We start from the raw sequence: 14522 nt of genomic DNA on the forward strand, positions 1-14522 counted from the left end.
TCGTGACACGATCGGATACTCTGCCTCTGGTGCGCAGCGAACGCGCACCATTGTATCGGGTTTGCCGCATGACTATGTGGTAAGGACACAAAAAGGGAAAGCGGTTTCCCGCAGGGTGGGCCAGAACGGCCCGCGCGCAGATAGGGTAGGCGTAAGACAGATGGATTTTTCTCTCGGCCATTTTCCGGTCGACCTGGTTTTGCTGGCTCTGGTGGCGGCGTTCCTGGCGCTCCGCCTGCGCGGCGTGCTGGGCAAGCGGGTGGGCATGCAGCCCCAGCCCATGCCGGTGCCCCCCCGCGCGGATGCGGCGGTGCGCGCGGTGGAAAGCATGACCGCCCAGCCCGAAGCCAGCGCCACCACCTTCGATATTCCGGCCCCGGGCACGCGGGTGGGGCAGTTGCTGGTTGAAATCCGCCAGTTCGACCCGGCCTTTGCCGCCCAGCCGTTCCTGATGAATGTGCAGACCGTCTTTGCGCAGGTGGTCAAGGCCTATGCCGATGGCAACCGCGATACGCTGAAAACCTATCTTATTCCTGCCGTTTACGCCTCGTTCGATTCCGCCATGACGGCGCGTGAGCAGGCGGGCGAAAAACAGCGCACCGAAATCAAGGCCGTGCGTTCGCTCAGCATCGAGGATGTGCGGCTGACCCCCCTGGCCACGGCGGGCGTGGGCAGCATGGCGGCGATTGATGTGCGCATTGTCTCCGATCAGGTCAGCCTGGTGGTGGATGCCCAGGGCCAGCCCGTGACCGGCACCGATGCGGTGACGGAATTTTCCGACCTGTGGACGTTCGAACGCCTGGTGGGCGTCAACGGCACCGGGTGGCGTCTTGCGGCGGCGCGCAGTGCGTGAGTGCGGGCAAGGCGAAGGGCGGCGGCGCGGCGTCTGACGCGCCGGTTTCCGCACATCATGGCGCGCGGACAAGACGGTACCGGGTTGGCGGCCAGCAGATCGTGCAGGGGGATTGCCTGCGGGTGCTGCGCCGCATGGCGGCAGGCTCGGTCGATGTCGTCGTAACCTCGCCACCCTATAATATCGGCCTGTCCTACCGGTCCTACCCCGACCGCCGGGGGGAAGACGATTACCTGGACTGGATGGTGGAGGTCGCAACCCAGTTGCGGCGCGTGCTCCGCCCCGATGGTTCTTTTTTTCTCAATATTTCAGGCTCGTCGGCGCAGCCCTGGCTGCCGTTCGAACTGGTGGTGCGCCTGCGCGCGCTGTTCGTGCTGCAAAACCATATTGCCTGGGTGAAGTCCATTTCGGTGGGGGAAGACAGCTTCGGCCATTTCAAGCCCATGAACAGCCGGCGCTACCTGCACCGCGGGCATGAGCATGTCTTTCATTTCACGCTCGACGGTGCCGTCGCGCTGGACCGTCTGGCCGCGGGCGTGCCCTACAAGGACAAGTCCAACATCGCCCGGCGCGGCCACAGCCAGGACCGGCGCTGCCGGGGGGATACCTGGTTCATCCCCTACGAGACGGTGCGGGGAAGGGCCGAAAAATTCGACCATCCGGGCACCTTTCCCGTTGCGTTGCCGGAACGATGTATTCTACTGCATGGTAAGGCGGGGGCGGATGTGCTCGACCCGTTCATGGGAACGGGCACGACATTGCTCGCGGCCCAGCGCATGGGCTGCAAGGGGGTCGGGATCGAGCTTGACGGGCAATATGTGGCGGTCGCCCGCGCCCGGCTGAAGGAGGACGAGGCCGCCGCCTAGCCGGTGCCGGGGGGCCTTGAGCACAGTTTGATCGATTTTATTCATAATTATTTCAAGAATAATCGTTTTGACTTTTTGATGTGTATCAAACACAAGCTCTGACCAGAAAGAATATGAGATAGACGATAAAGCAATGCTGAGGGAGAATTGGATTTGAAACGCATCGTAGCAGCCCTGATAGGTGCAGGTATTGTGGCCTATGGCGGGACGGTCGCCTTTTTACAGCATTTCGACCATGGCTTGGCCCCCGCACTGCCTGCCTCATCCCCCACGCGCAAGGACCCCGTCGCCCTGGCGGCTTTCAATGTCATGAGCGAGGCGCGCTGCGACTACTGCCATGCCACGGGGCGTGAACTGCCATTTTATTTCAACCTCCCCATCGCCCATACGCTGATGAGCAGCGACCTGGAGCAGGGCCGCCGCCATTTCCGCATCGAGCCCGTTCTGGCCGCCTTGCAGGAAGGCAAGGCCCCGTCCGAGGAACAGCTTTCCCGGATCGAGGAGGTCATTGTCCAGAACCGTATGCCGCCAACGCTTTACCTGTTGCTGCACTGGCACGCCCATCTGTCCAACGCCGACCGCCAGGCCGTGCTGGCCTGGGTGCGTGACGCCCGGCTGCGCTATTACCCCGACACGGCAGCCGCCGCACAATTCGCGGGTGAGCCCGTGCGCACGGTGCCGGCCGTCGCGGTGGATGCCGCCAAGGTCGAACTGGGTCGCAAGCTGTTTTTCGACAAGACGCTTTCGGGCGATGGTACCGTAAGCTGCGCAAGCTGCCACGACCTGGAACGCGGCGGTGTCGACCACCTGAAAACGGCCACGGGTATCAGCGGGCAGAAGGGCCCGATCAACGTGCCCACGGTCTATGACGCCTATTTCAAGATCGCGCAGTTCTGGAACGGTCGCGCGGCCGACCTGGCCGCACAGGCGGCGGGCCCGGTCATGAACCCGCTTGAAATGGGTTCGCATGACTGGACGATTGTTGCCAGCAAGCTGGGGCCTGACTACGGGCCGATGTTCCAGACCGCCTTCGGGCCGGATGCGAAGCCTGACGAGCAGACGATCACGACCGCCATTGCCGAGTTCGAAAAGACACTGGTCACGCCAGACAGTGCGTTCGACCTGTATCTCAAGGGCAAGACCGACGCGATCAGCGACCAGGCCAAGCGGGGGTATGAACGCTTCAAGGCCATTGGCTGCTCCGGCTGCCATAGCGGTATCGGCCTGGGTGGCGGCGGCTACGAAGCCATGGGGCTGGAGGCTGACTACTTCAAGGATCGTGGCGGCCCTGTGACCGACGCCGATGAAGGCCGCTACACGGTCACGCATCAGGATCAGGACCGTTATCGCTTTGTCGTGCCCAACCTGCGTAACATCGCGCTGACGGCCCCTTATTTCCACGATGGCAGTGTCGCCACGCTGGAAGACGCCGTGCGCAAGATGGCGCATTACCAGACGCCCGACAGCACACCTTCTGACCAGGACGTGGCGGATATTGTCGCCTTCCTCAAAACCCTGACAGGCACGTATGACGGGCATGTCCTGACGAATGCGGCGAACTGAGATCGCGGGTCACAAAGCCAGGGGCTGATGCCCCGACCCGTTTTCGGCCTTGAAATGCGGCCCGGTAGCGAGTGATAAACTGGCTGCCGGGCCGTTGCCGTTCGTGACGGGCCCGTAATGGCACTGTTCGTGATCGTCATGGGGCAGGCAGCAGGCAGGTGAACGGAGCGGCGGTGACCAGGAGGCGGCATTTCAGGGATGAAGAAAAAGCGCTCTGGGCATTGGTCGTGCGCGATGTCTCGCCCCTGCGCGTGGCCCCAAGCGTGCCCCCCAATGGTGAAACGCCGCTTCCCTCCACCGATCCGACGCCCCAACCTGTTACCCCTGCGGGAAAGAAACGCGCGCGTCTGTCCGCGGCGCCGATGGGGGATGGTGCGGGGGCACAGGCCGGCCTTCAGGCGGGGGATGCCGGTGCGCAGACCATGGCTGACTACATGGGTATTGACGGGGGCATTCAAGGAACTGTTCAGGGGGGCGAGCCATCACCTGCGCCGGACCCCGCATTTCCGGGCCGGGCAAAGGCTGCCGCACCCGTCAGCATTATCCGTGCGCCCAATGCCGCCCAGGCCATAGGCCGACGCCAGCCCGGTGTGGATGACTATAGCTGGCGGCGCTTTTCAGATGGTGGCATGCGGGTGGAACTGCGGCTGGACCTGCACGGCATGGTCGCCCAGGACGCTTTTCGCCGGCTGATGGAATTCATGGATGTGGCGACCCGGCGCGACGTGCGCTGTGTGGAGATCATTACCGGGCTGGGCACCGGGCAGGAGGGCGGCATTCTGCGCCGCGAACTGCCGCACTGGCTCGACCGCCCCGAAATACGCCGCCGGATTCTGGGCCTGTCCTATCCCCATGCGGGCAACAGGGGATCGGTCAGGGTGCTGCTGCGCCGCAGGAAAAGCTGAAGCCCGTTATTTCCCAGGACATTGATAAAAATGATAAAAGTTTTTGGGCGTCGCCTTTTTTCAAAAAGATGACGGTCCTGAAGCTTGTGGGAAAAAGCTTCACCAAAAAATTTTCAGGAATTTTCGGTCCGTTCTCAGGGTTTGCCGGGATTGGCACCGTCGCGCCAGCGGGGCAGGTTGAGCGCCAGCCAGCGCCGCAGGCCCAGAATGACATTCACATCGGGCATGAGCGCCATATAAAAGGACATGCATTCCGCACCGCTTATCAGCATGTCACGGTTATCGGCTGCTTCCTGGCGGACCGTGGGGCTTGCGGCACATGTTTCCGCCGCGTGGCGCCAGCGCGCGACAGAGGCGGGTGTGGTCAGCAGGGGCAGCAGCAGGGCCGTTTTCACGCTGGCGGCGGCGGCCACCGCATGCCAGGTGGCGGCCAGCGGGGCCAGGGCCGCCTTGGGGCGTTCCTGGCGCAGCACGCTCATGAAATCGGGCAGGTCCTGCACGGCTTCGCCGCGCAGCGGGGTGGTGGTGTTCACGAACAGGGGCACGAAACCGTCATTGCGCAGGCCCGCGATCCTGCCGGCGAAGGCTGCGTCGAGTGGTAACTGGATGGCGTTGACATTGCCCGCGCGCAGGGCGGCCATGGCGGCCTCGGGCGTTCCATAGCCGCTGATGGGGAGCGGGCGCAGGCCCAGCAGGTCGAAGGCCAGCAGGGTGGGCAGTTCGGGGCCCGCGGGGCCGAGAACGGCTACCTTGGTCTGCTGGTTGCCCAGAATGGACCCCAGGGACCGGTGCAGGGCCACGCGCCCCACCGTAACCGTGGGCTGGCAGGCGATAAAGACCGGCATCCAGCGCTGGTAATCGTAATGAACGCGCATGTCGCCGGTCATGGATGTCAGCATGGTGGTGCCCGGCGCCATCAGGGCTGCCGGGGCGTTGGTGCCCTGCTGCTGGGCGTCGAACAGGTTGGCGCCGGTCACGCCGTCCCACCCGGTGGTGGTTTCAAGGCTGAAGGCGGGGCGGATCAGCGTACGCGCCAGCAGCGGGGCCAGCAGGGTGGCCCATTTGCCGCTTGGCGTGTCCGCGGTTCCTGCAACGACCAGCCGCCCCCCGCCCGCGCCCGGAAGGAGGGCCCCGGCTGAAGGATCTGCGGGTACGGTATCGGCGGCCAGAACGTCTGTGGCGTCGGCTGCTGCCGTATCCTGCGACCGCGCCACCCCTGCCGCGACAATGCCTGCTGCCGAGCCGGCTACAAACACGCGGCGTGTGAAGGCGCGTGGGCGTGCAGTACGGTGGCGTGAAAGACGGCGGGTCTCGTCAGGGTCGGGCAAGCGTTGTGGTTCCTCTGCTGATCGGCTGGCGGATGCTACGACAGATTGGTGGCAGAATCACGACCGTTTTATCACGGCCATTTCACCTCGGGCGGCATGCTCATCAAAATGGCTTCGGTATGCCCGCCGGTCTTCAGGCCGAACAGCGTGCCCCGGTCGTGCAGGAGGTTGAATTCCACGTAGCGCCCGCGCCGGACAAGCTGGGCTTCGCGCTGTTCTGGGGTCCAGCCCTGCATCATGCGCCTGCGCACAATCTGCGGATAGCTTTCCAGAAAGGCCAGCCCCACATCCTTGGTGAAAGCGAAGTCGGCATCCGTGTCGCCCGTATCGAGCCGGTCATAGAAAATGCCGCCCAGGCCGCGGGGTTCGTTGCGGTGGGGCAGGTGGAAATACCGGTCGCACCAGTCCTTGAAGCGCGGATAATATTCCGGGTCGTGCCGTGCGCAGGCCTGTTCGAAGGCGGCATGGAATACGGCTGCGTCCTCGCGCGCCTGCTCGCTTGCGGGGAACATGGGGGTAATATCGCCGCCGCCGCCGAACCAGCCCTGCGTTGTCACGATCATGCGGGTGTTGAAATGGGCTGCCGGCACCAGCGGGCTGCACAGATGCGCCACCAGGCTGATACCGGTTGCGAAAAAATGCGGGTTTTCGGCGGCACCGGGAATGGTGGCTGCAAAATCCGCCCCGAACGTGCCTTCCACCGTGGAGACATTCACCCCCACTTTTTCAAAGACCCGCCCCCGCATGACGCTCATCACCCCGCCACCGCCGGGGCTGCCGTCTTCATTGGCGCGCTGCCATGCCTTGCGTTCGAACCGGCCGGGGGCTTCGTGGCCGGGCAGGGTGGGGCTGTCGAGGTTCTGCGCGTCTGTCTCGATCTGTTCGAAGGCGGCGCAGATCCGGTCGCGCAGTTCCTCGAACCACTGGCGGGCGGCCTCTTTCAGCCGGTCATGGGCGGGAACGGAGGCAGGCTTGGTCGATGTCATGGGCGGCGGCTCTTCTGTTCGGACAGTCCATCAATAGGGCGTGCGGCACCTTGGCCGGGGCCTTGGCTGGGCAGGGCGCGGACGGGACCAGGGGCCGCAATGCGGGCCACAGGACGGGCCCGGGCAGTGGGGCTTGCGAAAATGCTTTGCCTGCGGGTCATTGCAAGACCATCCCGTTCGCCGTTAAACCGTAGCCATGCCCGGCATGGTGTGGCAGACGCGGGGGGAGAAGGCAACATGGCTGGTGGCGTACCATCCTGCCAGGATATGGAAAAGGGCGACCGCTCGGCCAGTGCGGGCGCCAGTAACGGTGCCAGCGTCGGGGCCGGAACGGGGGTCAAAGCCCGGGCCGGGGTGCACGGTGCCGTGGATTTCGTACGCGATTATGCGCGCCTGCCGCTCCCTGCCGATCTGAACTGGTTCTGGACCATCGGGGCCATGCTGGTTGCGGTGCTGGGGCTGATGGTGCTGACCGGGCTGACCCTTTCGCTGGCCTATACGCCCGATGCGGGGCTTGCCTTTACTTCTGTCGAGGCATTGGAACGCCGCCTGCCTTCGGGCTGGCTGCTGCGGGCCATGCATATGACCGGGGCGTCCTTCTGCATGGCGGCCTTGTACGGGCATATTCTGCGCGGGTTGTATTACCGCTCCTACCTCGAACCTCGGCGGGCGGTGTGGCTGAGCGGGTGCACCCTGCTGGCCCTGCTGATGATCACCGCCTTCGCGGGGTATGTGCTGCCATGGGGGCAGATGTCCTATTGGGGGGCAGATGTCGCGGGCAAGGCGGTGGGGAGCATCCCGGTCGTGGGCCCCCTGGCCGAGCGGATCTTCCTGGGGGGAGAAATGCCGGGCACGCCCACGCTGCACCGCATGTTCACGCTGCATTTCAGCCTGGCTTTCCTTATCGTGGGTGTTGTGGGGCTGCATGTGGCCCTTGTGCATGCACGTGGCAGTTCAAGCCCGTCGGGCAGGGTCGTTCCCCCGCGCGGGTTTCTGCCCTTTTACCCGTATTTCACGGTGCGTGACATACTGGCCGTTCTGGTGTTCGCGCTGGCCTTCGTGCTGGTCATGTGTTTCTGGCCCGGGCTGATTACCGAGCCCGCCAATTATCGCCCTGCCAACCCGCTGCACACTCCTACCGATATCGAGCCTGAATGGTACTTCCTGCCCTTTTACGGCATGATGCAGGTCGTGCCCTTCAAGCTTGGCGGCGTGCTGCTGTCCGGCGGGGCTGTCGCGGTCCTGTTCGCGGTGCCGTGGCTCGACAAGGGATTGGACAGGGGGCGCGCCAGCGGACACGAGAAGGGGCGCAATACCGCGGCCGAGCAGGGGCAGGCCCATGGGCCTGCCGGTGCTTCGAACACGGAACTGGCTGTCCGACATGGCAGCGGGGCTGGTGGTGGCGGGCTGGTGGTCCGTTCCGTCCTGCCCCTGCTGGCGCTGGTCATACTGGTGGGGGCTGCCGTGGTTGCGGCCTCTGCCGGGCGGCACCATGCGCAAGGCGGGTGGCTGCTGGCAGGGCGGGGGGCCATTGTGGCGTATTATGCGTATTTCCTGGTGTTCCTGCCCTTGCGCGGCCGGGCGGGAAAGGCCCGTCCATGAAGAATATGGCCCCTTCCATCACCCGGCAGAAAAACCATGCGCGGTCTGGGCGCAGGCCCGTTCGCGCGGCATGGATCGCCTGCGCCCTTGCGGTGGCCACGGCCCCCACGGCACGCGCGGCGGATGATACGCTCAAGCCCCGCCACGCGCCCGCGCAGGCCTGGTCCTTCAATGGTGCGCTGGGCCAGTTCGATCTGGCGTCGGTGCAGCGGGGCTATGCCGTGTTCGCGGGTGTCTGCGCTTCCTGCCACGGGCTCGCACAGGTGCATTTTTCCGATCTGACGGGCATGGGCCTGAAGGCGGAAGACGTGCTGGCCCTGGCCGCCGCCTGGCAGGTGCCCGACGGGCCCAACGCGCAAGGCCAGCTTCAGCGCCGCAACGGCAGGCCGGACGATGCGCTGGCATCCCCCTATTGGGGCCCCGCCGCCGCCAAGGCCGCCAATGGCGGGGTTGTGCCGCCCGACCTGTCGAGAATCGTGACCGTCTACCCTGGTGGGGCCGACCGTATCTATGCCTTGCTGACAGGATATGCGCCAGGCACGCCGCAAACCGGGCACGACTTCGCCAACCCCTATGCCATCGGGCACAGCACGGCCATGCCGCCCCCCCTGCATGACGGCGCTGTCCATTATGCCGATGGCACCCAGCCCACCGTGCAGCAGCAGGCGCGCGACGTGACGACGTTCCTGGCATGGGTTTCCGCCCCCCACCAGGACATGCGGCGCAGGGTGGGGGTGGGTGCGGCGCTGTATTTGTGCTTTCTTGCCCTGCTGTTTGTGATCTTAAAGCGGAGAATCTGGTCAGATGTCAGAAAATGAAGCCGTGGAACCCGTCATAGGCCTTATCGGCGGTTCGGGCCTGTACGACATAGACGGTCTGGAAGACAAGGAATGGCGCACGGTCGAGACCCCCTGGGGCAGCCCGTCCGACCAGCTTCTGTTCGGGCGGCTTGACGGCGTGCGCTGCGTGTTCCTGCCGCGCCATGGACGGGGGCACCCCATCCCGCCTTCACGGCTGAACTATCGCGCCAATATCGCGGCGCTGAAAATATCGGGTGTGACCGATATCGTCTCGCTGTCCGCCGTGGGGTCGCTCAAGGAAGAACTGCCCCCCGGGCGTTTCGTCATTATCGACCAGTTCATCGACCGCACCATCGCGCGGGACAAGAGCTTTTTCGACACCGGCTGTGTGGCCCATATCTCCATGGCCGATCCGCTGTGTTCGCGCGTGGGCGACGTGCTGGAGGCACAGGCCGCCCGTCTGGGCATAGACGCGGCCCGGCGCGGCACCTACCTGGTCATGGAAGGCCCGCAGTTTTCCACCCGCGCGGAAAGCGAGCTGTACCGCACCTGGGGCTGTTCGGTCATCGGCATGACCAACATGCCCGAAGCCAGCCTGGCCCGTGAGGCGGAGATCTGCTACGCGACCGTGGCCATGGTGACCGATTACGACTGCTGGCATACCGAGCATGACAATGTGACGGTGGACAGCGTCATCAAGACCATGCAGGCCAATTCCGCCAGGGCGAAGGCGCTGGTCAAGGCTGTCATTCCCGCATTGGGCGCAAAAAACCGGCCTGTCTGCCATGCCGGATGCGACCGCGCGCTGGAACACGCGATCATCACCGCACCCGACGCCCGTGACCCGGCGTTGATCAGCAAGCTGAAAACCATCGCCGGTCGCATTCTGTAATAAGGCCGGTTCAGACCGGCCGATTAGTAAAAAGCTGAAAGTTTCGGGGCGTCGCCTTTTTTCAAAAAGGCGGCGTTCCCTGTGTGTCAGCGGTCTGGGCGCGCGGGCCGCATGCGTTCAAGCACATTGTCCCGCAGGATGACGGCGTGAAAAATCGCGGCGGCGGCGTGTGTCAGGGCCAGCCCGATGATCAGCCACGCAGTCCAGTAGTGCAACTGTTTGAACAGCAGCACCGTATCATGGGATGCAGGGGCAAAGGGCGAGCCAAGCTGGAGCGTGAAAAAGCTCAACGTGCGGCCAGCCCCCCAACGCCACGCAAAGCCCAGGCAGGCCTCGGCCACCAGCAGCGCGTAGAGCGTGTAATCCATGCAGTGGCCCAGGCGCGTGGCCATGGCCGAACCGGAGGATGCGAATTTGCGCCCTTTCGTCAGCCGCCAGCCTATGCGCACCGCAAGGACCGCCACCAGCGCCAGCCCCGCCGTCATATGCGCCACCACCATGATGTGGTGGGTCGGGTGCTGCACCAGGTCCCATGTCTCCCCCAGCCCGAACAGTGCGAACACAAGCCCCGCCGTCAGCCAGTGCAGCAGGATGGTCAGGCTGTCATAGCGTTCGGCCGGCGGGGCAGAGGGGGCCGTGGGCGATAAGGTAGCGTCGGCGGTCGGGGAAAGAGGCACCGGTCAGGCTCCGTTGCGCGATGGGACAGAAGTTTCACGTTAGCAATATTTTTTTCGCGGCGTTAGTCCCTGCCAGGGATATGGCGTCGGAATGGCGTTGAGCATGTCGCTTGTCGCACGACCTGCGCCGGAGCATGTCAGCACCATAAGACCTGCGGGCGGCAGAGCGTAGAGGGTGGCGAAATTCTGTATTATGGCCGTATAACGCGTCTGGTGCCAAAAAGGGCCCCGCCAGACCGTCTAGACCGCATTGCCCGAAAGTTGAGACATGCATGACCAGAGGCCCGCATCCGCACCGGAAGACGTCAGCCATGCCGTCGTGCGTCTGTATATGTGCCATCACGGTGCCGGGTATTTCTTTTCCGACGAAGTGTTCGTTCCCCTCCATGTCGGCAGGGCGCTGACCGATCGGCTCCTGCCCTTCGCGGGGGATGATACGGGTGATAATATTTCGGCAAAAAACCGCGAATATTGTGAACTGAGCGCCATATACTGGATGTGGAAAAACGCTCCTCCGTCCGACTGGCTGGGGGTCATGCATTATCGCCGGTTGTTTGATTTTCGGCAGACCGGCCGGAAACTGGATCGATATGGGTGTATCCCCGTTGCGGAACTGAACGATGCCACGCGCGCCAGTTTCGGGTTGAATGCGGCGCAGGTTCTGGCTTGCCTGGAAAGCAACCCAGGGGTGGATGCCATCCTGCCACGCAAGTGGTCGGTGCGTTCTGCGGGATATGCGACAATTCGTGCCCATTATGGCGAGGCTCCTTATCACCACGCGGCTGATCTGGAACTGACGCGGCAGGTCATCGCGGAACGCCATCCGGATTACCTGGGGGCGTTCGATCGGTATATGGCGGACCAGAGCGGCTATTTTACCAATATGTTCATCTTCCGCCGGGAAATATTTGATCGATACTGCGCCTGGCTGTTTTCGATATTGTTCGCGGTGGAACGGCGCCACGATCGCAGCAATTATGGCCCCCAGGCCAGGCGCGTCTTCGGTTATCTGGCAGAACGGCTCCTGAGCGTTTTCCTGATCGGGGAAATTGACAGAGGTCTGAAAATACTGGAACTGGACCGTGTATTTTTTCAGTCAACCCCGGTCTCGGGCGTTGCCGCCACGCAAGGAAGTGACGCCATGTCCGGGAATGTTCCGCAGCTCATGCCCCTGGATGGGCAGGATATCATAACCGTCGTTATCGCCGCCGATGATAATTTCGTTCCCCATCTGGCGGCCCTTATTCAATCCATAACGCATTCCCTTGCCCCGGATCGGGGCGTTGAAATTCTCATCCTCGACGGCGGGATAACCAAAACCAACAGGAACGCCCTTTTTGTGCAAACGCGGGGTGTGTCATCCGTCGCGCGGCTGCGTTTTCTTGACTGTAGTGCGATGTATCGCGAGATCGCCGTACACATGCATTTTTCGGTCGCGACATTCTTCAGGATAGCGCTGGGCGATATCCTGCCCCGGCACAGCCGTGTGCTTTATCTTGACTGCGATACCATTGTTCTGGCCGATATTTCCCGCTTGTGGGACCTTGATCTCGGCGGGGCCTGTGTTGCGGCCGCTCCAGACCTGATCATGAAGAGTTTTATCAAGAGAAACGTTCTGGCCTTCAATGAAGCGCTGCCCGCCGGCCGTTATGTTCGCGAAAGACTGGGCCTGCGCGAGGACGGCAGGGATTATTTCCAGGCTGGTGTTCTGGTTTTCGATCTCGACCGTTTTCGGGATCTTGGTATTGCGCCGCGCGCGCTAGCGGATTTGCGGTCCAATCAATACTGGTTTCTGGACCAGGATGTGCTGAATAAATACCTCCAGGGGCATGTCAAGCTCCTGGATACCGCGTGGAACTGCATCAGCACTGTCGCAGCCATTCTGCCCGGGCTTGACCAGAACTGGCGTGAAAAGGCGCTTGAAGATATTCAGGTGCCGAAAATTGTTCATTACGCCGGGCAGGATGCAAAGCCGTGGAATAATGCCGCCGCCCCCCTGGCCCAGTTTTACTGGTATTTCCTGCGCCAGACAGTCTGGTACGAACAAGTCTGCTGGGGGGGGCAGGCGCATGGGCGTGCCGTAATGCCCGCTCCGTCAGGCGGACGGATGCTGCGGGCAGCCAGAATGGTGTGGCGCAGATTGCCGCTAGGGCTGCGTACCCGTCTGTGGCCGCTTGCCCAGGCCCTGAAAAAAAAGATCTAGGGGGTTCTTGCCATGGCACAGCAAATTGCCGCGCTGCTTGTAACCTATAACAGACTGGAAAAACTCAAAGTCAGCCTGGCCGCCACACTCGCGCAGGATTTCTGTCGTGTCATCGTGGTGGATAATGCCAGCCAAGACGGAACGGCAAGCTGGCTCGATCAGCTGGAGGACAGGCGGCTTACGGTCCTGAAGGCCGGCGTCAACCTGGGGGGGGCCGGTGGCTTCGCGCATGGCCTGGCTTACGCCCGCGACCTTGAGGGCGTGGACTGGATTGCCTGCTTCGATGATGACGCATGGCCCGAAGCCGACGCCCTAGCGCAATTTCGTCAGATCGAGGCTGGTGGCACCGTAGGCCTTATTGCGGCTGCCGTGTATCTTCCGGGGGGGCAAATTCCACAAATGAACCGGCCGGGCCTGAGCCCATTTGACGACTGGAAATCTTTTTGGAGTTTCTTGAAGAATAAAAAACGCAGTTTCGGTCTAGATGATGCGGCGTACCGAGGAACAGAAATAAAGGAAATTTCCTACAGTTCTTTTGTGGGAGCTTTTTTGAAAAGATCCATGCTGAAAGAAACAGGTCTTCTTCCAGATTGCAGAATGTTTATTTATTGTGACGATACATTGTTCACATTTTTATGTCACCAGGCCGGATATGGCAGTTTTTTTGCGCCGCTGGTGAAATTTCAGCACGATGTCGCGGCACGTCCGTTCACAACGCAGGTTCATTGGCGGCTGTATTATCTGATCAGGAACCAGATGATTTTTTACAGGTATTTCAGCGGCCGGTTTTTTTGCCTTTTCCAGATTGTCCTCGTCCTCAAGATTCTGCTCGCTCATGCTCGGTTCCTGAGGCAGAAAAATGGTGCGCGGCTTGTCATGTCCGCCCTGTGCGATGGCTATCGTCTGGATCTTTCCAAAAGCCATGCGGACATCCTGCTTTTATGCGGGAACTGAAAGACCTGCCCGGTAGGGGGCGGTTTTCGCGCAGTTGCCAGACCCGTTAGGGCCGGAGCGCGGAAAGAACACTCAAAGGCGCAAAATCTTGTATTGGCCGAGATAATTTTTCTTCATCACGTTATGGATGGCGACTTTGACAGACAACATGGCCTGGTAACTGGTGGGATCGGTCTTGCCAAGGACTTCATCCATGTTGAAGAGAATAATCAGGTCCCCATCTTCGATCACCAGGTTTCTTTTGCACTGGAGCAGGGTGGCGTTATAGAAATATTTTACGCAATAATCTTCAAGGGCCTTGGGTTCTACTGAAAAAATACAATAACTGTAGCGAAGCTGCTGGTTGGGCTCTTCCCGGATCAGTTCGCTCACGACTAATGAGATACTGGAGCGTGGCGGCTTGATAACAAACGGGCTCGTCGCAACGCCAAACATAAGATATTCAATTCTTGATACAACAGTATCGAAGAGCACCGCAAAAAATCTAATTATTTTAGATAATAATTTCATTATCGTGTGCTTGTTATGTTTCTTAGCCAAATAGCCATTGTTCCGGGCCTATCCTTGCCCTTGCCTATGGGCCTGTTCTGCAATTCTGACACTTTTGATAACACGCGCTGTAATCCACCTCAGGCGGAAATTACGGCAGTTAAATGATTTTAGCTACCTTTTAAAATACCGGTTTTGTTCGTTTTCTTGTAGCGGACGCGTGAGTAATACGCAATTTACCATCTATGCAATTTTACGCTGCGCCCCGGCGCCCCTCCTGCAGCCCGGTTCGCTGCCGGAACGTGTTGCCGGCCCGTTGCGTATCGGGCAGGCCAGACGGTACCGGCGCGACAGGCGCAGGACATCCGGGGCTGCGAATACCAAGCGGACAGGACGGCGGATTG

General features: G+C 61.8%; 13 protein-coding genes. 9 read left to right on the forward strand and 4 right to left on the reverse strand.

What is annotated here, in order from left to right; all coding sequences use genetic code 11:
• Positions 1-160: 160 nt before the first annotated feature.
• The 4 genes from J2D77_RS01395 to J2D77_RS01410 all read left to right on the forward strand — a co-directional run bounded on the left by J2D77_RS01395 (position 161) and on the right by J2D77_RS01410 (position 4187).
• Entirely contained in the window at positions 161-853 is a 693-nt protein-coding gene (locus tag J2D77_RS01395) for a Tim44/TimA family putative adaptor protein (RefSeq protein WP_207844363.1), read from the forward strand.
• On the forward strand, positions 850-1719 hold the full coding sequence (locus J2D77_RS01400) for a DNA-methyltransferase (protein ID WP_207844365.1): 870 nt from the start codon (positions 850-852) through the stop codon (positions 1717-1719). The genes J2D77_RS01395 and J2D77_RS01400 overlap by 4 nt, the downstream gene beginning before the upstream one ends.
• Before the next feature lie 147 nt (positions 1720-1866).
• Entirely contained in the window at positions 1867-3282 is a 1416-nt protein-coding gene (locus J2D77_RS01405; protein ID WP_407927061.1) for a cytochrome-c peroxidase, read from the forward strand.
• A gap of 173 nt (positions 3283-3455) precedes the next feature.
• On the forward strand, positions 3456-4187 hold the full coding sequence (locus J2D77_RS01410) for a Smr/MutS family protein (protein ID WP_207844369.1): 732 nt from the start codon (positions 3456-3458) through the stop codon (positions 4185-4187).
• A 134-nt stretch (positions 4188-4321) separates the two neighbouring features.
• On the opposite strand, the gene J2D77_RS01415 is transcribed toward J2D77_RS01410, so the two are convergent.
• Positions 4322-5515, reverse strand: a complete 1194-nt coding sequence (locus J2D77_RS01415) for a hypothetical protein (protein ID WP_207844371.1) — start codon at positions 5513-5515, stop codon at positions 4322-4324.
• 71 nt (positions 5516-5586) lie between these two features.
• Positions 5587-6501: an oxygen-dependent coproporphyrinogen oxidase gene (gene hemF, locus J2D77_RS01420; protein WP_207844373.1), complete on the reverse strand. Its 915-nt coding sequence runs from the start codon at positions 6499-6501 to the stop codon at positions 5587-5589.
• A 237-nt stretch (positions 6502-6738) separates the two neighbouring features.
• Here hemF and J2D77_RS01425 point away from each other — a divergent pair, with 237 nt between their 5' ends.
• From J2D77_RS01425 to J2D77_RS01435, 3 genes are read left to right on the forward strand one after another with little or no spacing between them, the layout of a single operon-like run.
• Positions 6739-8103: a cytochrome b gene (locus J2D77_RS01425; RefSeq protein ID WP_269142507.1), complete on the forward strand. Its 1365-nt coding sequence runs from the start codon at positions 6739-6741 to the stop codon at positions 8101-8103.
• Positions 8100-8921, forward strand: coding sequence for a cytochrome c1 (locus J2D77_RS01430; protein ID WP_230975390.1), 822 nt, complete (start codon positions 8100-8102; stop codon positions 8919-8921). Before J2D77_RS01425 ends, J2D77_RS01430 begins: the two co-directional genes overlap by 4 nt.
• Positions 8908-9795, forward strand: a complete 888-nt coding sequence (locus J2D77_RS01435; protein ID WP_207844375.1) for an S-methyl-5'-thioadenosine phosphorylase — start codon at positions 8908-8910, stop codon at positions 9793-9795. Before J2D77_RS01430 ends, J2D77_RS01435 begins: the two co-directional genes overlap by 14 nt.
• An 86-nt stretch (positions 9796-9881) precedes the next feature.
• Here J2D77_RS01435 and J2D77_RS01440 read toward each other — a convergent pair whose 3' ends face one another.
• Complete coding sequence (locus J2D77_RS01440; RefSeq protein WP_207844377.1) at positions 9882-10472, reverse strand: cytochrome b; 591 nt, start codon at positions 10470-10472, stop codon at positions 9882-9884.
• 268 nt (positions 10473-10740) lie between these two features.
• On the opposite strand from J2D77_RS01440, the gene J2D77_RS01445 reads away from it, so the two are divergent.
• Together J2D77_RS01445 and J2D77_RS01450 are read left to right on the forward strand one after the other, a co-directional pair.
• Complete coding sequence (locus tag J2D77_RS01445; protein WP_207844379.1) at positions 10741-12675, forward strand: DUF4422 domain-containing protein; 1935 nt, start codon at positions 10741-10743, stop codon at positions 12673-12675.
• Positions 12676-12687: 12 nt separating this feature from the next.
• Positions 12688-13629, forward strand: coding sequence for a glycosyltransferase (locus tag J2D77_RS01450; RefSeq protein WP_207844380.1), 942 nt, complete (start codon positions 12688-12690; stop codon positions 13627-13629).
• Between the two features lie 72 nt (positions 13630-13701).
• On the opposite strand, the gene J2D77_RS01455 is transcribed toward J2D77_RS01450, so the two are convergent.
• The gene (locus tag J2D77_RS01455) at positions 13702-14064 is read right to left on the reverse strand and encodes a hypothetical protein (protein WP_207844383.1); all 363 of its coding nucleotides are present in this window, start codon (positions 14062-14064) and stop codon (positions 13702-13704) included.
• Between the last annotated feature and the right edge of the window lie 458 nt (positions 14065-14522).

The sequence above is a fragment of the Acetobacter garciniae genome (assembly GCF_017377735.1).
Lineage (GTDB): Bacteria > Pseudomonadota > Alphaproteobacteria > Acetobacterales > Acetobacteraceae > Acetobacter > Acetobacter garciniae.